Below are 20,110 nucleotides of genomic sequence, written 5' to 3'. Positions count from 1 at the left end.
CCACAATTGAAGGGTTAAAAGGCAGCGATCAACGGCGGGCCAAATGCCTCGCGGATAAACCCCGGCGCGATATACCGCTCGTAATGCGCCTCGGACAGCAGGAAAAACTCGCGGTCGATTGCATCGCGCAGATCCGCCAGGTGGCGCTCACGAAACTCCGGCAATAACGCCAGCCCATACGCGTCCAGCCTGGATATCACCCGCGCACCCCGTGCGATCAACTGGTAGGCCCAGCAGTAGGGGGATTGGTGCGGCATAAAGCGGATCTTGCGGTCTTCCAACTGCTGGCGCAGACGCAGTGGATCAAACACCTCCAGCTTGCTGGCCATCACCTGCACCAGCAATTGCTCAAGGCGCAGCCACACCGCCTGTTTTTCCTCGGCGTTGTAGCCATTCCACTGGATGACTTCATGGTGATAACGCTTGCAGCCGCGGCAGACCAGATCGCCGTAAACGGTGGAGCAGAGGCCGACGCAAGGGGTCTTGATGGTTTGGTTGGGCATAAGAGAGTGTTTGTAAGTCGATGGAGCACCGATAACCAATGTGGGAGGGGCTTGCCCCCTCCCACATTTTTGGTCAGTGTTGAATCAATCCCAGCTCAGAGCGCCGCCGGTCTGGTACTCAATCACGCGAGTCTCAAAGAAATTCTTCTCTTTCTTCAAGTCCATAATCTCGCTCATCCAAGGGAACGGATTCGTCGTCCCCGGATACTCTTCCTTCAACCCAATCTGCGACAGACGACGGTTCGCGATGAACTTGAGGTAGTCCTCCATCATCGCCGCGTTCATGCCCAACACACCGCGAGGCATGGTGTCGCGCGCGTATTCGATCTCCAACTGAGTCCCTTGCAGGATCATCTGGGTCGCTTCTTCCTTCATCTCGGCATCCCACAAGTGTGGGTTTTCGATTTTGATCTGGTTGATCACGTCGATACCGAAGTTCAGGTGCATCGACTCGTCACGCAGGATGTACTGGAACTGTTCCGCCACGCCGGTCATTTTGTTGCGGCGGCCCATGGACAGGATCTGGGTGAAGCCGCAATAGAAGAAGATGCCTTCCAGGACGCAGTAGTAGGCGACCAGGTTGCGCAGCAGCTCTTTGTCGGTCTCGACGGTGCCGGTTTCGAACTTCGGGTCGGAGATGGAGCGGGTGTACTTCAGGCCCCAGGCTGCCTTTTTGGCGACCGATGGGATCTCGTGGTACATGTTGAAGATCTCGCCTTCATCCATGGCCAGCGATTCGATGCAGTACTGGTAGGCGTGGGTGTGGATCGCTTCTTCGAAGGCCTGGCGCAGGATGTACTGGCGGCACTCCGGGTTGGTGATCAGGCGGTATACGGCCAGCACGAGGTTGTTGGCAACCAGGGAGTCGGCGGTGGAGAAGAAGCCCAGGTTGCGCATGACGATGCGACGCTCGTCGTCGGTCAGGCCTTCGGGGTTTTTCCACAGGGCGATGTCGGCGGTCATGTTGACCTCTTGCGGCATCCAGTGGTTGGCGCAGCCGTCGAGGTACTTCTGCCAGGCCCAGTCGTACTTGAAGGGTACGAGTTGGTTGAGGTCGGCGCGGCAGTTGATCATGCGCTTTTCGTCAACGGCGACGCGGGCGGCGGAGCCTTCGAGTTCGGCGAGGCCTTCGGCGACGTCGAGTTTGTCCAGGGCGGCCTTGGCGCGCACGATGGCGGCGGAGTCGTTGGCGGTCACGTGGCGTGCTTCCAGCGCGGCGGCAGCGCCGGCACCGTCGAGGCGGTCCATGTTGGCTTCGCTGGCATGGCCGGCGTTGGCGCCCTTGATCACCGCTGCACCGGTGTCCTCGTTGTCGACTTCATCCCAACTCAGCATTGAAATACTCCCTTCTGTTCTGGTTTGACGGCATGAGAACCCGTCCAAAAATATGCGATTTGCAGGCTGTCAGGCATTGAAATAGTGCGCATAGTGTGGTCGGTAAATACCGATACTGCACACTATGTAGTGGTCTGTTTTGTTTGTGGGCACACTATATGGGGTGTCACACGGTTGGTCAACGAACAAGAAGAGCGCAACTGTCGCAGAGACCCGCGCCTAAGCTAATTCTAAAAAGATATTTATTGGCGGTTTTTTAGATTGTTTAGCTTGGACGCTTCTAACAGATTCTGTTCAAGGAGCGAGCCGCCGATGTCCCACGTGCGATCCCTGGCCCATCGCCGCTAAGGCGCGCGCACCGCCTTGAGCAACAGCGCTTCAAACACCCGCTGCACCCGCGGCTCATCGGTATGGGCCACATTAAAACGCATCGAATCACGATGGGCCGGGTCGTAGCCGAACAGCGCGCCCGGCGCCAGCACCATGCTGCGTTTCAAAGCCTCCTGGGCCAACAGCTCGCCATTGACCCCCGCAGGCAGGCGCGCCCAGATAAACATCCCGCCGTCATACGCCATCGGCAACTCACAGCCGCAGCGCTTGAGCCATTGCTCGACGCGCCCACCGGCCTCCATCAAGCGCTGGACCATGCGCTTGCGGTGCTTGGCGTAGCTGCCTTCACTGAGCATGCGGTAGACGATCTGCTCGAACAGCTCCGAGGTCACGCCGCCGCTCATCAACTTCATATTGGTCAGGTTGGCCGCCAGTTGCGGCGCGGCCACCACAAAGCTGACGCGGGTGTTGGCGCTCAGAATCTTGGAAAAGCCCGACAGGTAGGTGACCTGATCCAGACCGGCCACGGCCGCCAGACGCGGTGGCGGGTTGGGATGAAGGTCACCGTAGAGGTCATCCTCGACGATATGGCAGTGGTACTGCTGGGTCAGTTGCAGCAGCCGAAACGCCTGGCTGGGGCTGAAGGAATGGCCGGTGGGGTTATGCAGCACGCTGGTGGTGAGATAGAGGCTGGGGCGGTGTTCGGCCAATAGCTGTTCGAGGGCGACGAAATCGAAGCCATCGGGACGGCGCTGGATGGTCACCACCTTGACGCCATGCAGCGCCAGGTTGGCGTGGAAGTTGAAGTAGCACGGCGCGTCAAGCAGCACCGTATCGCCGGGACGGGCGAGCAGGCGCATCAGCATGTCCAGGCCCTGCACGGTATTGGGGGTGGTGATGATCTGCTCCACCGGCACCGACAACCCTTCGCCGTGCAGCTTCTGTTGCAGGGCCTGGCGCAACGGCAGCAAGCCGGCCGGCGTGCCCAGCCCGGCGATGCGCAGCGACGGCGCACGCACCACGCTGCGCATGGCTTGGCGGATGGCGTCGGCGTCCAGCCATTCTTCCGGCAGGTGGCCGCCGCCGGGGCGCAGTTCGCCGCTGGCAGTGACCAGGGGCCGACGCAAGACGCTGAGCAGATCCTGGGGCAGCAGGTCGACCCACGCCACCGAGGCCGGGCGTGCGCTGTCCATCGCCACAAAGTAGCCACGGCCCTGGCTGGAGGTGAGCAGGTGGCGCCCGCGCAGGCGGTCCAGGGCTTCATTGAGGGTGAACTTGCTCACGCCCAGGGTCTGGGTCAATTCGCGCACCGACGGCAACTTGCTGCCAGGCGCCCATTCGCCGTTCTCGATGGCCTGGCTGAACGCCTCGACGATCTGTTGCACCTTCGGCGTGCCGTCCACAAAGGCGATGGCGGATACGAACATAAACCTTCCTTGTGTTTACTGGTGATTTTACCGGTGAAGTTAGGCCGGATTAGGCATTACTTCACCTGCCTTGTGCAATGCCGCTCCCCTAGACTGCGCGCCATCTCGCCTGGAATTGGCGAACTTTCCTACCAGCGAGCCATGGATTTCGCATTCTCATGAAGACTTATATGTGTGCGCCCTGCGGATTTATGTACGTAGAAGAATTGGGCATTCCTGAAGACGGAATCCCGGCCGGCACCCCTTGGGAAGAGGTGCCGGAAGACTGGACATGCCCGGATTGCGGCGTGACCAAGGCCGATTTCATGGCCATTGAACTGTAACCCTCCATCACGAAAGGAATCGCTTCATGGAAAGTAACCTGATCAACGCCGCCGTACCGTTCTGTACCGGTGTGGCCCACCAGAAATACCTCGCCGCCGAGAAGGGCCTGGACACCGCCATCGAAGGCGGCTGCACCCATTGGTATATCGACGGCAGCCTGTTCGGCGAAATGGTCGATGACTGGACCGATGAGCGCATCGCCAGCCTGCAGGCGCAGATCGCGGCCACCGGTGTGAAGCCCGTCTACCACGGCAACTTCAAGGCGCCGCTGGGCAGTGACGTCGAAGCCTTTCGCGTGGCCGCCGTGGCGTATGTGAAAAAGGAAGTCGACATTGCCAGCCGCCTGGGCGCGCCGTTGATCATCCACGGGGGCTGCATCGTCGAACCAAAAATGGTGCTGATGGCCAAGAAAGTCGCCCTGGAGCACTACCTCAAGTCGGTGCAGGAACTGGCGCGTTACGCCGAGGCCAAGGGCGTGGACATCTACCTGGAAAACCTGTCGAACTACGTCAACTACCGGCCGTTCCACTACATCTTCACCCATGAAGCGGAATACGCCTTTGTGTTCGAGCGTCTGCAGGCCCACAGCAACGTGTACTTCTTCCTCGACGCCGGCCACGCCAATATCGAAGACGGCCTGCCGGCCGAGGTGGTGCGCAAGTATCACCACCTGATCAAGGGCATTTCCTTCAGCAACAACAATGGCGTGCAGGACCAGCACTTCGGCATTCATGACGGCAACTGCGACTACGCCGACGTGATGCAGGCCATCGTCGAAACCAACTGGAAAGGCCTGGTGGCCTTCGAAACCCGCAACCAGACGGCCAAAGCGGCCCTCGGTGAGCTGGCGGTGATGTACCGCGAATCCCTGGCCACCGAGATCGCTGTCGCTTGATGGAAGCCGGGGCGGGCGCCGGTGTGCCCGTCCCACGGCTGTCGTTTCTACTTATTGAAGGCCCTGGCCCATGACCACTGCGTTAACCCTGTCTTCGTTTCTCTATTTCCTGCTGTTCTGCGCCACCATGACCTTCAGCCCCGGCCCCATGACCCTGCTGCTGCTGAGCCTGGGCTTGAAGGACGGTTTGCGCAGCTCGATCCCGGCGCAGATCGGCGCCAGCGTGTCGTACCTGATTTCGATCCTGATCTTCGCCGTGGGCTTCTCGGAGCTGATCAAGGGCAACCTCGCGATCACCCAGACTATCCAGTTTGTCGGCGTGGCCTACATTCTCTACCTGGCCTACAAACAGTGGACCAGCAGCGGCGTGGCCATCGGCAAGGCCGGCGCCGTGGAGGGCTCGCGCAGCCTGTTCGGCAAAGGGCTGCTGACCGGGTTTTCCAACCCCAAGACCATCATCATGTTCAGCGCCGTGTTCCCGCAGTTTGCCGGGGCAGGGGAGCACAGCTCGGCGGCGGATATCGCCATCCTCGGCGCGACGTTCCTGTTGCTGCAATTTGCCAGTGGCTGCCTGTATTGCTACTTCGGCCAGCGCATCAAGCACGTCCTGGAAAACCCCAAGCGCCGCGTGCTGTTGCAGCGGGTCACGGCAGTGCTGCTGTTGGGCGTAGCGTTGATGCTGGCCCGGGGTTTTTCCCACTGAGCGCTTTGGATCGGGCATTTGCGCGGGTGATGAGCTTATGAGTGGTAGTGGCGAATTGCTGGCGCCCTGATAGACTCCAGGCATTCATCCAGGATTACCCTCGACCATGCCAGCCGCCGGAGGAAAAGGACTTCCGCTCGCTATTCGTTTGTACAAATCCCGCACCCTGGGGCTGACGCTCGGTCTGGTGTGTGTGGTCTTTGGCATGTACCCGCTGCACCCGTCGCCCTGGGTGTGGGCGTGGATGCTGATCAACGCGTTTGTCTGGCCCCATCTGGCGTTCCAACTTTCCTTGCGAACCGCCAACACGCTGCGCACTGAGCGCGGCAACCTGTTGTTCGATTCGTTCTGCGGCGGTTTCTGGGTCGGTGCCATGCACTTCAATCCACTGCCCAGCGTCACCACACTGTCGATGATGACCATGAACAACGTGGCCCTCGGCGGCCCCCGCCTGATGCTGGCGGGGTGGTTGGCGCAGGCGCTGGGCATCGGCGCCTCGCTGCTGATCTTCGCGCCGGCCTTTGTCGCCACCACCACCCAGGGCCAACTCTACGCATGCCTGCCGATCCTGATGCTGTATCCCCTGGCGCTTGGCTGGATCTGCTACCGCCAGGCCCTGAACCTGGCCCGGCACAAACGTGAATTACTCGCCTTGAGCCGCACCGACAGCCTGACCGGCCTGCTCAACCATGGCGCCTGGAAAGATCACCTGGAGATTGAATTCCAACGCTGCCGCCGCGAGCAGCAGGGCGCTGCGATTGCGCTGATCGACATCGACCATTTCAAGACCATCAACGACACCTACGGCCACGTCACCGGCGATATCGTCCTGCGCCAACTCGGTAAAATACTGCGCCAGAACCTGCGCGCCACCGACCTGGCCGGACGCTACGGCGGCGACGAGTTCTGCGTGATCCTGCCGGGCATGCCGCTCAACCGGGCCACGGAAGTCATGGACGCACTGCGTGACCGCTTCAATGCCCTGGCATACGCCCAGGACCCGACGTTACGCGCCAGCTTAAGCATCGGCCTGGCGCCGTATCGACCCGAACATGCCGATTCCACCGGTTGGCTCAATGATGCCGACCTGGCGCTGTATGAAGCCAAGAGCAGCGGGCGCAACCGTGTCAGCGCGGTGCACGGGAGTTGGTTGCGGTCCGTTTAGTGGGGTAGGGTGTGGCGGCCCCCCCAACAAAAAACAAGGACCGGTTTATGCTCTTCACCTTCCCCCGTACGCTCCTGGCCGCCACGCTGGCCTTGTCCTTCGCACTCCCGGCCTACAGCGCCGAACTCCACCCGCAGATCCAGGCGGATGCCCAGCAGTACAAGGCCGAGGCCCTGAAACTGCTGGAGCGCCTGGTGAATATCGACTCCGGTTCCGGCTACGGGCCGGGCCTGAACCAGGTCAGCGACATCGCCGTGGATGAGTTGAAACAGTTGGGCTTCAGCATCGAACGCGTGCCGGACGCTGCCGCCAACAGCAACCATGTGATTGCCACCCTCAAGGGCACCGGCAAGGCCAAGATCCTGCTGATGGCCCACATGGACACCGTGTTCAAGGAAGGCTCGGCTGCAGAACGCCCGTTTCACATCAAGGACGGCCGCGCCTATGGCCCCGGCGTGATGGATGACAAGGGCGGCATCGTCGCAGGCATCTACGCACTCAAAGTCTTGAAAAACCAAGGCTTCAAGGACTACGCGCAAATCACCTTCCTGCTCGACGCCAGCGAAGAAACCGACTCCGACATCGCCTCCGAGCTGATCCGCACCACCGCCAAGGCCCACGACGTCACCCTCAACCTCGAACCCGGCCGCCCCGCCGACGGCCTGGTGGTATGGCGCAAAGGCAGCGCCACCGCCGTGGTCGAAGTCAAAGGCAAAGCCGCCCACGCGGGCGTCGCCCCGGAACTGGGCCGCAACGCCGCCATGGAAGCCGCGCACCAGATCCTGCAACTGGGCAAGCTGGGTGATGAAGAGAAGAAAACCACCATCAACTTCACGGTGATCAATGCCGGTGACCGCACCAACGTGATTCCAGACCAAGCCACCGCCAAGGCGGATGTCCGCGCAGCCTTGCCGGAAGAGTTTGATCGGATCGAGAAAGACCTGGTGCGGGTTTCAGCCAACAAGCTGATCCCGGAAACCGACGTGACCACCACCCTCAAACGCGGCCTGCCGCCAATGCCGCAGACGGCGGAGTCGGACAAATTGGTAGCGATTGCCCAAGGGATCTATGGGGAATTGGGCAAGAAGCTGACCATCGAAGGCAGCGGCGGCGCGGCGGATGCGAGTTTGTCGGCCGGAGTGGGGACGCCGACGTTGGATGGTTTCGGGATTGTGGGTGGGAATATTCACACGGCCGAGGAATATGCGGAGGTGGAGAGTGTGGTGCCTCGGGTTTATCTGTTGAGTCGGATGATTATGGAGTTGGCGAAGCGGTGAATTGACGGTACGCAGTGTGGCTTTGTGGTGAGCAGGACAAGCCTGCTCACCACTTGGTGGGTTAGCCATCAAGGATTGTCGGTGTAATGCTTCAGAGTATTAAGAAGGGTTTGCATGAATGCCCGCTGATCAGCTACATCTTCGCTGAAGTAGGTCGCCATTTTTTTAAAGACAGCGTCGAAGTTGTCGTTGATCGTTAAGAAGTATTCTATTGAGTCAATGAACCAGTCTTGTTCGGGCTTTGTGTGATTTAAAAATTCTGGTTTGGTCAGCTTGTTGAATAATTCAATAAGTTCTTTTTCATTATTTATGTTTTTTGAAGAGATTAAGGCTTCTCTCTCCAAGTCGTCCGTGTTTTCGATATCATAGGTAAATAGCAAGCCGCGAATTATTTCCAAGCTTGGTTTGTTTTGCATATTTATAAGCCGGTGCAAGCAGCTTTTGTATTTTTGAGTTTCATTTGCTGAGTGACCTTTGTGATGAGCAGCTCTAGCTATCTAAAGCTTCTAAATTAATTATCTATGATTTCGACGTTATATCTGCAAAGGCAGTCTAGAAGGATTTTCATAAACTGCCTTTTGTCAGTTATTTCATCATTAAAGTAAGTGTCAAAAAGATAAAAGACAGACTCAAATTTTTCGTCTGCGCTTAAGGAATTTTGAATGGTGTTGATGTGCCACTCTCTTTCCTCTCTTGTATATTTGATGAATTCAGGTTTGGTAAGTTCGTCAAATAGGTCGGCGAGTTCTTTGTCGTCATTTATATTTTTTGATGCGATAAAGATCTCTCTTTCGGGGTCGTCGAAATTTTCGATGCTGTAGGTGAATAGCAGGCTACGCAAGATCGAAAGTTTAGGGTGGTATTTCATTTCAATATTCCGTATAGGCGGTAATTGGGCTGCCGTCTGTATCACCCGTCCCGGCCGTCGCCCACATCAGCAGCAGGTTGATCAGCACTTCACCGGTGATCTCGCCCAGTAATTCATACATCTCCGGCGGTGGCAGCAGGCGTATCCAACTGACGATCGCCGAGACATAAATGAACAACAGCGGCTCATCGCTAAGCACCAACAAACCCTTGGCAATCGCGTCGCTGCCCAGCTTCAGCAGTTCATCAAGCTCAGCCTGAGAGAGGTACGCCAACAACTTCTGGCTGTTGGCCTTGAGATCCGCCAGCAGGTCGTACAGCTGGGAAATGTTGTCCCACAGGCTGTAGAGCGCCTTGGCCATCCCGGTGGAAAACGCCACGCCCTGCATCGCGCTGCGTTGCAAAGAGCTGGCGCTGGCAAAGTCCTTCCATTGGGGTTGGAAAGTCGCCGTCCACTCTTCCCGCAGCCGACCTTCTAGCCCCGCAATCACCGACTGATAAGACGCATACAGCGCCTTGATGTGATCCTGGGAAACAGTGGGGTAGAAGGTGATTTGGTACGGCTGATTGCGATCACACTCGGTGATTTCGAGGATGCCGCCGGGGCCGATGGTCCGATGCAGCGGCGCGCCCATCGGGCTGCCATCCGCCGCAACGGCTTGGAGCATCACTGGCGTATTGCCCATAGGTACAAAGCGGGTGCTTTCGAACATATGCACCAGGGTCAGCGAGCCCTGGGCACTGCACATGGCGACGGTTTTACTGGGTGTCTTGGACGAAACCGGCGTGACCAGCTCTACCTCGTCTCCCACCTTGAAGACCTGTTCCACCTCCAGTGCCGAACCGCTCCAGAAGCTTTCGGCCCAGGCATCAAAGGTGTTCAGGCAATCGCGAAAATCACCGAAGACGCGCTCACTATCCGGCGCCTTGGGATCCATGGGGGCCAGGACAAGGCTGGCGATAACGGGAATCAAGAGGCAGCCCCGTCAACCAGGGCCTTAACGAAAAAAACCATCTGCAATCCTTCGCACTGTGTGATCAGGCGAAGGACTTTGCAGAGGTTTTCAGGGGGAAGTTGTAGAGCTTATCCGGCGTTCACGTGGGAAGCTTCGACAGCTTTTGTCTTCTCGCGCCCCAGCACCAGACTGCACAGCGCCGGCAAGAACAACAGCGTCAACAGCGTGCCCACCAGCACTCCACCGATCAGCACATAGGCCAGGGACGACCAGAACACCGACAACGTCAGCGGAATAAACGCCAGCGCCGCTGCCAACGCGGTCAAGATCACCGGCCTGGCTCGCCGCACCGTGGCTTCGACGATGGCCTCGCGTATCGCCATGCCCTGTTCCTGGTTCTGGCGAATCTGGTCGGTGAAGATCAGTGTGTTGCGCATCAGAATGCCGCCGATGCCGATCAGCCCCAGTATCGCGTTGAACCCAAACGGCTGGTTGAACAGCAACAGCGTCGGCACCGCGCCGATCAAGCCCAAGGGCGCGGTGGCGAAAACCATGAACATCACGCCGAAGGAGCGCACCTGGAACATGATCACGCTGAGGGTCAGCAGGATCATGATCGGGAACAGCGCGGCCAGGGCGACGTTGGCCTTGGCGCTTTCTTCCACCGGGCCGCCGATGTCGAGCGTGTAGCCCGCCGGCAGCTTGGCGATCAGCGGTTGCAGGTCTTTGTACACGGCCATTTCCACGTCGGGCGGTTGCACGCCGTCGATGATGTCGGCGCGCACTTCCACGGTGGTCGCGCGGTTGCGGCGCTTGAGGATCGGCTCTTCCATCACCGCCTGGAAATGCCCGACCTGGGCCAGGGGCACTGAGGTGCCAGCGCTGTTGGTCAGGGTCATGTTGTTGAGGTTGCCGAGGTTCTCGCGTTGGTTGCCCTGGGCGCGGGCCACGACGGACACGGTGCGATTACCTTCACGCACCTCGGTGATCGGATTGCCGCTGAGCAGGGCGTTGAGCTGGGATTTGACTTCATTGGGGGTGAAACCCAGCAGGCGCAGGCGGTCTTGATCGAGCACCAGGCGATAACCGCTGGTGCGCTCGCCCCAATCAAGGAAGGCATCTTTGGTCAGTGGGTTGGCGGCGACGACGTTGCGTACGTCTTCGGACAGCCCGCGCAGCACGTCCAGATTCGGGCCGGACACGCGAAATACCACCGGGAAGGGCACCGGCGGACCGAACAGCAATTGCGTGACGCGCACCCGCGCCGCCGGGAATTCGCCTGCCGCGATACGTTCGCGCATGCGCAGTTTGAGGGCATCGCGGGCGTGGGAGTCCGGGGTCTGCACGATTAATTTGGCGAAAGCCGGGTCGGGCAGCTCAGGGTTCAACGACAGGAAAAACCGTGGCGCGCCGCCGCCCACGTAGGTGTCGACCATGCTTGTCTGCGGTTCTTGCAGCAGCGCCTTCTCCAGTTGCGCCGCCACCGCCTCAGTGCTTTTGAAGGCGCTGCCGGGCGGCATGTACACCTCCAGAATCAATTCGGACCGGTCGGAGTCGGGGAAGAACTGTTTCTTCACGACGCCCATGCCCAGCCCGCACAGCACAAACGCCGCCACCACCAGCCCGGTCACCAGCCAGCGCCTGCGCACGCAGAGTTCCACCAGGGCGCGCAGTTTCTGGTAGTAGCGCCCGGCGTAGATAGCGTCGTGGCCACCGGGCACCGGTTTGATGTTCGGCAGCAGCTTGACCCCCAGGTACGGGGTGAACACCACCGCCACCAGCCACGATGAAATCAGCGCGAAGCCGACAATCCAGAAGATATTGCCGGCGTACTCCCCGGCGCCCGAGCGCGCAAACCCCACCGGCAGGAAGCCGATGATGGTCACCAGGGTGCCGGTCAGCATTGGCGCGGCGGTCGAGCTCCAGGCGTAAGTGGCGGCGTGAATGCGGTCAAAGCCTTCTTCGAGTTTGACCACCATCATCTCGATGGCGATGATCGCGTCGTCCACCAGGAGGCCGAGGGAAATGATCAGCGCGCCAAGGGTGACGCGGTCGAACTCTCGCCCCGTCACCAGCATGATCACGAACACCACGGACAGCGTCAGCGGCACCGCAGCTGCCACCACCAGGCCGACGCGAAAGCCGAGGGCCAACAGGCTGATGATCATCACCACCGCCAGGGCAACGAAGAATTTCAGCATGAATTCATTCACCGCCAGGCTGATGTTTTTCGCCTGGTCGGAGACCTTGGCGAAGTTCACCCCCAGTGGCAGGTCTGCGTGGATCCGTGCCTCCTCGGCCTTGAGACGCTTGTCCAGCTCCAGGCCGTTCCAGTGTTTTTCCATGATCACGCCGAGCATCAGCGCCGGGTCGCCCTGATGGCGGATGCGGTAGCTCGGCGGGTCTTCATAACCGCGGCTGACGGTCGCCACATCGGCAATGCGCAGCAACCGGCCGTTGACTTCCAGCGGCACGTTTTCAATCAGCGCCAGGCTGTCGAAAGCCCCGTCGATACGGATATAGGCGCGGGCCCCTGCGGTTTCCACAAAGCCCGACGGCGCCACGGCGTTTTGCGCGGCGAGGGCGGCGAAGATCTGGTCGGGCTTGATGCCCAGAGTCGCCAGACGCTCGTAGGAAAACTCGACAAAAATGCGTTGTGCCTGTTCGCCCAGAATGTTGACCTTCTTCACCCCCGGCAGATTAAGAAAGCCCTGGCGCAGTTCCTCAGCCATCTGCACTTGCTGGCGATGGGGCAGGTGCTCGGCCTCCAGGGCGTACAGCGCAAAGTACACATCGGAATATTCATCGTTGAAGAACGGCCCGATCACCCCGTTGGGCAGCCGCGACGCTTCATCGCTGAGCTTTTTGCGGGTCTGGTAGAACAGGTCCTGGATCTCGCCGGGACGGGTGGATTCGAGGAACGTCATGCGCATCGACACAAAACCCGGCTGGGCGATGGTCTCGACGCGGTCGTAGTAGTCCAGCTCCTGCAGGCGTTTTTCCAGGCGGTCGGCGACTTGTTCCTGCATTTCCTGGGCCGTGGCGCCGGGCCAGGCGGCGGTGATGGTCATCACCTTGACGGTGAAGGACGGGTCTTCGGCGCGCCCCAGTTTGCCGAACGAGAAAATCCCGGCGGCCAGGATCGCGATGATCAGGAACAACGTGACGGCGCGGTGCTTGACCGCCAGTTCAGAGAGATTGATGCCGCGCATGTTCATTGGTCCTGTTTGCGGTTGAGGGCCAATGCCTGGGCGGGCAGCAGGCGTACCGCATCGCCGCTGTGCAGCAGGTGCGCGCCGAGGGCGACGATGACGGTGCCGGGGCTCACGCCGCTGTTGAGCAGGGCATCTTCCTGGCCGAGGCTGGCGACGCTGACCGGCGAGAAAGTGACTGTGTTATCCGCGCCGATCACCCATACCCCGGTGCCTTGCCCTGCATCGTGCAATGCGCCGATGGGGACGCGGGTCTGTTGTGCCTGGCCATTACCTTGCAGGCGCACCGTAATGGTCGAACCGAGGGCGAAGCGGTCGACGGCGCCGCGCAACACATAACGCGCGCGGTAGGTGCGGGTGGTGGGGTCGGCGCTGGCGGAGAGTTCGCGCAAGGTGGCCGCTACGGCTTGATCAGGCGCGCCGAACGGGAAGGCCAGGGCTTTTTGCGAGGCCTGTTCGCGCTGGTTTTCCGGCAGGTTGACGATGGCTTCGCGGGCACCATCACGGGCCAGGCGCGCAACGATCTGGCCTTCGACGACTACCTGGCCGGGGTCGACCCGTACGTCGGTGATGATGCCGTCGCCGTCGGCCTTGAGCACCGAGTAAGTGCGGCGGTTTTCGATCTGGCTGGCGTCGGATTGTGCCGCAGCCAACTCGGCTTCGGCGACGCGCAGGTTGGTCGCCGACTGGTCGAAGATCTGCCGCGACACGGCGCCGGTACTCGCCAGGCGCTGATAGCGGTTGGCGTCATCGCGGCGCTGGCGCAGTTGCGCCTGGGCGGCATTGACACGGTTCCTGGCCGAGCGCAGGGCCAGCTCGAAGTCGCCGATATCCAGGACCAACAGGGTGTCGCCACGGGAGACATGCTGGCCGGGATCGACCTTGCGCTCGATCACCTTGCCACCTACGCGAAAGCCCAGGTCGCTTTCCGTACGAGCCGCGACCACACCGGTGTAGGCGCTTTGTTGGGTGCCGGCGGCTTCGACCTTGGCGGCGAGTACCGGTCGTGGTTGGGGCGCCTGGGCGGCGGGGTCGGCCTGGCTGTTGCAGCCGCTGAGGATCATCAGCAAAGCCACGGGCGAGAGAAGGCGCAGCGGGAGAAGGTTCATGTCGGGCTCCAGGGGATGACCATCGGGCAAAAAATTATGGACATAATTTTTTACGCATATTATGGTTGAAATATAAATTAATCCAGCCCCCGGATAATCCTCATGTCGAATGCCCCGGTTCCGTCGCGAAGCCTGCTCTTGCTACTGGTTGCCCTTACGGCACTCGGCGAAGTCTCGACCCAATTGATCATCCCCGGCCTCGGCGCCATCGAGCAGGCGCTGGTCGCACCGCCGGGCTCGGCACTGATGGCGCTGTCGGCCTTCGTGGCGGCGTTTGGCCTGGGGCAATTGGTGTTTGGGCCCTTGTCGGACCGCATTGGTCGGCGTCCGGTGTTGATCGGCGGGTTGCTGCTGTTTGTGCTGGCGACCTTGTCGATGCTGCTGGTCAGCGACATGCATCAATTTATCGCCGCCCGCGTGCTGCAGGGGCTTGGCGCCTGCGCAGCGCTGGTGTTGGCGCGCACGGTGGTGCGCGATGTATGGAAAGCCGAAGCGGGGCCGGCTCTGGCGCTGACCATGATCGGCATGCTCTACGCCATTGTTGTTGCGCCGATGGTTGGCGGTCTGCTGATCAAATTGTTGGGCTGGCATGCGCCGATCTTGCTGGCACTGGTGATCGGCAGTGTGGTGTTGTTGCTGGCGCTGCGGTTCTTTCGTGAAAGCAACGCATACCTGGACCCGAAGGCCGGCCATTGGCGCACGCTGGGCGGCCAGTATCTGGATTTGCTCAAGGGCCGCCCATACCGTGCATTCGCCGTGGCGTTGGCATGCACCTATGGCGCGATGTTCGCGGTGATTGCCGGTTCATCGGCGGTGTTTATCAACTTGCTGGGCTTTAGCAGCCTGGAGTACGGCATCAATTTTGGCGTGATCGTGTCGATGCTGATCGTCGGTTCCACCTATACCCGGCGCAATATCCTGCGCCTGGGGCCGCAGCGGATTGTGTCGATGGGGGTGACGCTGGTAGCGCTCGGTGGGGTGTCGGCGGCGGTGATTTATGGCCTGTTTGGCTTGTCGGTGTTGGGGCTGGATATTCCGATTGCCCTGGCCACGCTCGGCGGCGGCTTGGTGTTGCCCGGCTCGGTCACGGGCGGGGTGATGCCCAACGCGCACCGCGCCGGGTTGGCGGCTGGGTTGATGGGCTTTGCGCAAATGTTCGGCGCCACGTGCAGTGGCGTGCTGCTGAGTCAACTGCGCGATGGCAGCGCTACACCGATGATCATGATCCAGGCGGGGTTTGCGGTGATGGCGTTTGTGGCTTTTCACGTATTGCGTGAGCGGCGTGTGGCGCCGGTGCTTGTGGGAGATGCCTAGTTTTGGCGAGGCTGAACGACCGCTATTGGGGCACGGGTATCTACACAACTTCCAGTGGATGCTGAATCTATGGCAAACACGCTTCTGTGGTGAGCGGGCTTCTGTGGTGAGCGGGCTTGCCCCGCGCTGGGTGGCGAAGCCGCCCCAATAAAAACACCGCGCAGTATCAGACAGAACCCGGTCGCATGGTTTGGGGCGGCTTCGCCACCCAGCGCGGGGCAAGCCCGCTCACCACAGAGTTATGTGTCAACTTTTAAGAGTTGTGTAGATACCTATAGCTATCGGGGGCAAGCCCTAATGCCGGTCAGTTAAGAGATAAAAGGGCAAAAAGTAACCTGTGGCGAGGGAGCTTGCTCCCGTTGGACTGCGCAGCAGTCCCATTTTTGGGGCCGCTTCGCGGCCCAGCGGGAGCAAGCTCCCTCGCCACAGGTACGGTGTTCGCCCTTAACTGACTGGCATTAGGGCAAGCCCCCTCCCACATAGGCGAAACGGAACTCCCTGAAATCCGCACCAGTTGTCACACTTTGTCCAAGTTATTCGGGGCTGGATGATTACGATTCTCTTTTGAGTCCAATCCTAAGGTCCACGCCCATGCTTGCTGCTTTTCGCTTTACGCCCCTGGTCATGCTGGTTGCCGGCAGTTTCAGCGCCCATGCCGACGAACCCGTTGCCCTGGAACTCAACGATGTGGTGGTGACGGCCGCCGGTTATGCCCAAAGCGTGGAAGACGCGCCGGCCTCGGTTACGGTGATCGACGGCGAGGCACTGCGCCGTAAGTCCTACCGCGACCTGGGCGATGCGGTGCGGGATGTGGAAGGCGTGACGGTCAACGGCGGGGCGAATGAAACCGACATCTCCATCCGTGGCATGCCCGCCGATTACACCCTGATCATGGTCGACGGCAAACGCCAGAGCGCGAGGGAGTCGCGGGTCAACGGCAACAGTGGCTACGAGCAGAGCTTCGTGCCGCCTGCCGCCGCCATCGAGCGGATCGAAGTGGTGCGCGGGCCGATGTCGTCGCTGTACGGCTCGGATGCGATCGGCGGGGTGATCAACGTGATCACGCGCAAGGTCTCGCCGACCTGGGGCGGCTCCATCGGCTACGACTACTCGGCCCGCCAGCACAGCGACCAGGGCAATGCGCGCCAGACCCAGTTCTACCTCAGCGGTCCGCTCAAGGAGGATTTCCTCGGCTTGCAGGTGTGGGGCCGTTACCTCGACCGCCAGGCCGACGATGACATCGAACAGACCAACGGCTTCAGCCAGGCCGACCACCGCGACCTCACCGCGCGCCTGGCCTTCACCCCGACCATTGATCACGACATCCTGCTGGAAGCTGGCGCCACGCGCCTGAAGAATGGCGACGGGATGAGCGCCAACTGGGCCACCCGCGAGCAGGAAAACAACCGCGATCATTGGTCCCTGTCTCACCAGGGCCGCTGGGGCTGGGCGACCTCGGACATTGCGCTGTCCCAGGAAACCTCGACCCGCGAAGGCAAGGCCACCCCGGCTCAAACCGATATCTACGGGCGTAAACCCGAGATCAAGAACACCGTGTTCGACGCTAAGCTGGTGGTGCCCACCGCCCATAATGTCAGCACCGTCGGCGTGCAATGGAATGAAAGCGAGCTGACGGACTGGAACCAGGGCCTGGGTGACCGCGTCGACTATAAATTCTCGGTGGTGCAAAAAGCCCTGTTCGCCGAAAACGAATGGTCAGTCACCGACCGCTTTGCCTTGACCACCGGCCTGCGCCTGGATGAACACGAAGAGTACGGCGCGCATCTAAGCCCGCGGGTCTACGGCGTGTGGCGCGCCACCGACCAGTGGACGCTCAAGGGCGGTATCGCCCGTGGCTTCAAGGCGCCGGAACTGCGCGCCGTGGTCGAGGATTACGCTTACTTGCGCCGCAACCGCTTCGTGATGTTCGGCAACCCCGATCTCAAGCCCGAAACCAGCACCAATTACGAAGTCTCCGCACTGTGGAGCAACCGCGATGACCTGTCGGGCGGCGTGACGCTGTTCTACAACGATTTCCAGGACAAGCTCTCCACCGTCACCACCGATCGGCGCTGGAACGGCTACACCATCATGGAACGGGTCAACGTCGACAAGGCGATCATCCAGGGCGTGGAACTCAACGGCCAATGGGATATCAGCCCGAGCGTGCTGCTCAAGGCCAACTACACCTACACCGATTCCGAGCAGAAAAGCGGCGCCAACAAAGGTGCGCCGCTGGCCCTCACACCGGAGCAAAAAGCCAATCTGCGCACCGAGTGGAGCATCAACGACCGCACCCAGGCGTGGGCGTCGCTGAGTTACTACGGCGAAGAAACCGGCAACACCATTACCGACGAACCGGCGCCGGGCTACACCACGGCTGACCTTGGCGGCTCCTACGATGTAAACGATGCGTTGACCCTGAACGCCTCCCTCAACAACCTCACCGACAAGCGGCTGGACGATGAAACCTACGGCACGGTGAACTATGGCCGCACCTTGTGGATGGGCGCCACGTACAACTTCTAAAGCGCTGCGGGCAATCGCACCACCGCGCACAGGCCTGCCGGTGGGCGATTCTGCAACACCAGTTCGCCGCCATGGGCCTGGATGCACGACCGAGCAATCGCCAGGCCCAACCCCACACCGCCGTCGCTGACGCCGCGTTGCACAAAGGGTTCGAAGACTTTATCCAGCCAGTCCTCGGGCAGGCCTTGGCCGTGGTCGAGAATCTCGATGCGCAGCCAGCCGTTGTCTTCCCGGATCAGGCTCAGGTGGGCATCGCCGGCATGGTGCAGGGCGTTGTCGATCAGGTTGGTCAAGGCGCGTTTGAGCGCCAGGGCGCGGCACGTCAGCATAAGGGGCGGCGCACCGGCCCAACTGACGGGTTGCCGCAGGCGCTGATAACGCTTGGCCAGGTCATCCAGCAGGCTGCTCAACGATAGCGTGGCGGTCGCTTCCTGCACTGCATCATCGCGCACGAAACTCAGGGTTTCTCGCACCATTGCACTCAGCTCCGCAAGGCTTTCGAGCATGTCATCCCGGACGTCGCCGGGCTCCAGCAATTCCACTTGCAGGCGCAGTTCGGTGATCGGCGTGTTCAGGTCGTGGCTGACCGCCGCAAGCATCCGCGTGCGGCCTTCGACATGCCGGGCAAGATTGGCCTGCATGGTGTTGAAGGCGGCTGTAAGGTCGCGGGCTTCCTGCGGGCCGCGTTCCGGCAGAGGCGCGATCCATTCACCCCGGCTGACGCGCTCCGTGGCCTGGGCCAACGTCTTGATCGGGCGCACCACGCGGGCGATGAAAAACATCACGATCAGCAGCACCGGCAGCGTCGTCACCGGCAGGCTGTAGGCCAGCACGCGGCCCCATTCATAGGCGCCGGCGGGGTACTGCACGGCATTGAGGTAGTTGCCATTGGGCAGCGGCACGCTGGTGCGCAGGCGCAACGGTGCCCAACCGGCGGGGCTGAATACGTGGGTGCGGGCGTCGGCGCCGCTGATGCGTTCCAACTGCATGCCGATGGTGGTCGTGTCGTCCAGTTGCAAGTGGCGGCGCAGTTCGTTGGCCAGCCGCTGTTCTTCCGGGCGCAGCTCAAATAGCGCCACTTCCGGCGTGGGGGCGATCCAGAAGCGCGTGTCGTCATGGCTCATTCCGGCCAGCAGGTGTTCGGTTTCCGTTGAGGTCAGGTCGATTGCCGTGTGGTGCGCAATTCCCAGGCGCTCCAGGCTGAAACTGCGTGACAGCGGGTGGATCAGGCTGCCGGTGCGCTGCAGAAACAACATCGCGATAGCGTTGGAGGCGAGCAATGCGAGCAATAACAACAGGCTCAATTGCCGCGCCAGGGTGCGCGGCCAGAGCCGGTTCAGGGCGTACATTCATTGACCTCGGCCGCCAACAGATAGCCGCCGCCCCAGATCGTGCGCAGCAGGTCCGGCGCGGCATCGCCCTGGGCCAGTTTGCGGCGCAGGCGGCTGACCTGGCGGTCGATGGCGCGGTCGCTCACGTCGCTGTCGGCAGCGGCGGTGAGGTCGATCAAGCGTTCGCGGGGCAGCAAGGTGTTGGGGTGGGTCAGGAACACCTGCAACAGGCGGCTTTCCGCTGTACTGAGCTGGATCGCCGGGCAGGCCTCGCGCTGCAAGGTGGCGTTGGCCACGCTGAACTGCCAGCCGGCAAACCGATAGGCGCGGGCGCCACTGCCGGGCGCGGCGGGCCCGGTGTTGCGGCCTTGGCGGCGCAGCACACTGTTGATGCGTGCCACCAGTTCGCGGGGTTCGAAGGGCTTGGTCACGTAGTCGTCGGCGCCCAGGTCCAGGCCTCGGACGCGGTCGGCGGCGGTGTCACGGGCGGTCAACAGAATCACGGGGGTATTGCTGCGCCGATGCAGTTGGTTGCACAGCTCGAAACCATCACCGTCGGGCAGCAGCACGTCGAGCACCACCACGTCGAACGCCTGGGTCTTGAGCAATTGCCACATGCCGGCCGCGTCCTCGGCGGTGCGCACGTCGAAGGTGTGTCGACGCAGATAAGTGGCCAAGGGTTCGCGGATTTTGCGGTGGTCATCCACCACCAGCACGCGCGGTGCGACAGGCGCAGGGGCAAACGGCATTGCAGCCCTCGGAAGGTTGAGCGGGAGAGGGCGGATATTACTACGAGTCATTATCATTAACGCTGTTTTTATGGCGAGTTGCGG

Annotated in this window: 16 protein-coding genes and 1 pseudogene; 7 read left to right on the top strand and 10 right to left on the bottom strand. The window is 61.0% G+C overall.

What is annotated here, in order from left to right:
• Positions 1–14: 14 nt before the first annotated feature.
• The 3 genes from AB3G88_RS13970 to AB3G88_RS13960 all read right to left on the bottom strand — a co-directional run bounded on the left by AB3G88_RS13970 (position 15) and on the right by AB3G88_RS13960 (position 3,595).
• Entirely contained in the window at positions 15–503 is a 489-nt protein-coding gene (locus AB3G88_RS13970; RefSeq protein ID WP_099585267.1) for a DUF1289 domain-containing protein, read from the bottom strand.
• Positions 504–587: 84 nt separating this feature from the next.
• Positions 588–1,838: a ribonucleotide-diphosphate reductase subunit beta gene (locus AB3G88_RS13965; protein ID WP_112195468.1), complete on the bottom strand. Its 1,251-nt coding sequence runs from the start codon at positions 1,836–1,838 to the stop codon at positions 588–590.
• A gap of 344 nt (positions 1,839–2,182) precedes the next feature.
• Positions 2,183–3,595 carry an aminotransferase-like domain-containing protein gene (locus tag AB3G88_RS13960; protein WP_191958363.1) on the bottom strand — a complete coding sequence of 471 codons (1,413 nt, stop codon included), beginning with the start codon at positions 3,593–3,595 and terminating at the stop codon, positions 2,183–2,185.
• 158 nt (positions 3,596–3,753) lie between these two features.
• On the opposite strand from AB3G88_RS13960, the gene AB3G88_RS13955 reads away from it, so the two are divergent.
• The 5 genes from AB3G88_RS13955 to AB3G88_RS13935 all read left to right on the top strand — a co-directional run bounded on the left by AB3G88_RS13955 (position 3,754) and on the right by AB3G88_RS13935 (position 7,959).
• A complete protein-coding gene (locus tag AB3G88_RS13955) occupies positions 3,754–3,918 on the top strand; it encodes a rubredoxin (RefSeq protein WP_016968943.1) in 165 nt (54 codons plus the stop codon).
• Positions 3,919–3,944: 26 nt separating this feature from the next.
• Positions 3,945–4,814 (top strand): sugar phosphate isomerase/epimerase family protein, encoded by an 870-nt coding sequence (locus tag AB3G88_RS13950; RefSeq protein WP_099583163.1) that lies wholly within the window; start codon positions 3,945–3,947, stop codon positions 4,812–4,814.
• Between the two features lie 70 nt (positions 4,815–4,884).
• Positions 4,885–5,517: a LysE family translocator gene (locus tag AB3G88_RS13945; protein WP_099583162.1), complete on the top strand. Its 633-nt coding sequence runs from the start codon at positions 4,885–4,887 to the stop codon at positions 5,515–5,517.
• A 106-nt stretch (positions 5,518–5,623) separates the two neighbouring features.
• Positions 5,624–6,682: a diguanylate cyclase gene (locus AB3G88_RS13940; protein ID WP_480450228.1), complete on the top strand. Its 1,059-nt coding sequence runs from the start codon at positions 5,624–5,626 to the stop codon at positions 6,680–6,682.
• 47 nt (positions 6,683–6,729) lie between these two features.
• Entirely contained in the window at positions 6,730–7,959 is a 1,230-nt protein-coding gene (locus tag AB3G88_RS13935) for a M20/M25/M40 family metallo-hydrolase (RefSeq protein WP_480450225.1), read from the top strand.
• Positions 7,960–8,027: 68 nt separating this feature from the next.
• Here AB3G88_RS13935 and AB3G88_RS13930 read toward each other — a convergent pair whose 3' ends face one another.
• The 5 genes and pseudogenes from AB3G88_RS13930 to AB3G88_RS13910 all read right to left on the bottom strand — a co-directional run bounded on the left by AB3G88_RS13930 (position 8,028) and on the right by AB3G88_RS13910 (position 14,103).
• On the bottom strand, positions 8,028–8,375 hold the full coding sequence (locus tag AB3G88_RS13930) for a hypothetical protein (protein WP_480450223.1): 348 nt from the start codon (positions 8,373–8,375) through the stop codon (positions 8,028–8,030).
• Positions 8,376–8,470: 95 nt separating this feature from the next.
• A complete protein-coding gene (locus tag AB3G88_RS13925; protein ID WP_250925196.1) occupies positions 8,471–8,827 on the bottom strand; it encodes a hypothetical protein in 357 nt (118 codons plus the stop codon).
• Positions 8,828–8,870: 43 nt separating this feature from the next.
• Positions 8,871–9,800 (bottom strand): annotated as a pseudogene (locus tag AB3G88_RS13920) (type IV secretion protein Rhs); the annotation flags it as partial.
• Positions 9,801–9,910: 110 nt separating this feature from the next.
• On the bottom strand, positions 9,911–12,994 hold the full coding sequence (locus AB3G88_RS13915; RefSeq protein ID WP_099583158.1) for an efflux RND transporter permease subunit: 3,084 nt from the start codon (positions 12,992–12,994) through the stop codon (positions 9,911–9,913).
• 2 nt (positions 12,995–12,996) lie between these two features.
• Entirely contained in the window at positions 12,997–14,103 is a 1,107-nt protein-coding gene (locus tag AB3G88_RS13910; protein WP_480454400.1) for an efflux RND transporter periplasmic adaptor subunit, read from the bottom strand.
• Between the two features lie 102 nt (positions 14,104–14,205).
• Between AB3G88_RS13910 and AB3G88_RS13905 the strand changes: the two genes are divergently transcribed.
• Both AB3G88_RS13905 and AB3G88_RS13900 read left to right on the top strand, forming a co-directional pair.
• Positions 14,206–15,417: a multidrug effflux MFS transporter gene (locus AB3G88_RS13905; RefSeq protein WP_480454398.1), complete on the top strand. Its 1,212-nt coding sequence runs from the start codon at positions 14,206–14,208 to the stop codon at positions 15,415–15,417.
• A 591-nt stretch (positions 15,418–16,008) separates the two neighbouring features.
• The gene (locus AB3G88_RS13900; RefSeq protein ID WP_480454396.1) at positions 16,009–17,946 is read left to right on the top strand and encodes a TonB-dependent receptor domain-containing protein; all 1,938 of its coding nucleotides are present in this window, start codon (positions 16,009–16,011) and stop codon (positions 17,944–17,946) included.
• On the opposite strand, the gene AB3G88_RS13895 is transcribed toward AB3G88_RS13900, so the two are convergent.
• Positions 17,943–19,262 carry an ATP-binding protein gene (locus AB3G88_RS13895; protein WP_178075313.1) on the bottom strand — a complete coding sequence of 440 codons (1,320 nt, stop codon included), beginning with the start codon at positions 19,260–19,262 and terminating at the stop codon, positions 17,943–17,945. The genes AB3G88_RS13900 and AB3G88_RS13895 overlap by 4 nt on opposite strands.
• A 20-nt stretch (positions 19,263–19,282) precedes the next feature.
• A complete protein-coding gene (locus AB3G88_RS13890; RefSeq protein WP_480454395.1) occupies positions 19,283–20,026 on the bottom strand; it encodes a response regulator in 744 nt (247 codons plus the stop codon).
• Between the last annotated feature and the right edge of the window lie 84 nt (positions 20,027–20,110).

The sequence above is a fragment of the Pseudomonas arvensis genome (assembly GCF_056688935.1).
Note: the sequence above shows the minus strand (reverse complement) of the source record. Positions and strands in the feature narration are given on the sequence as shown.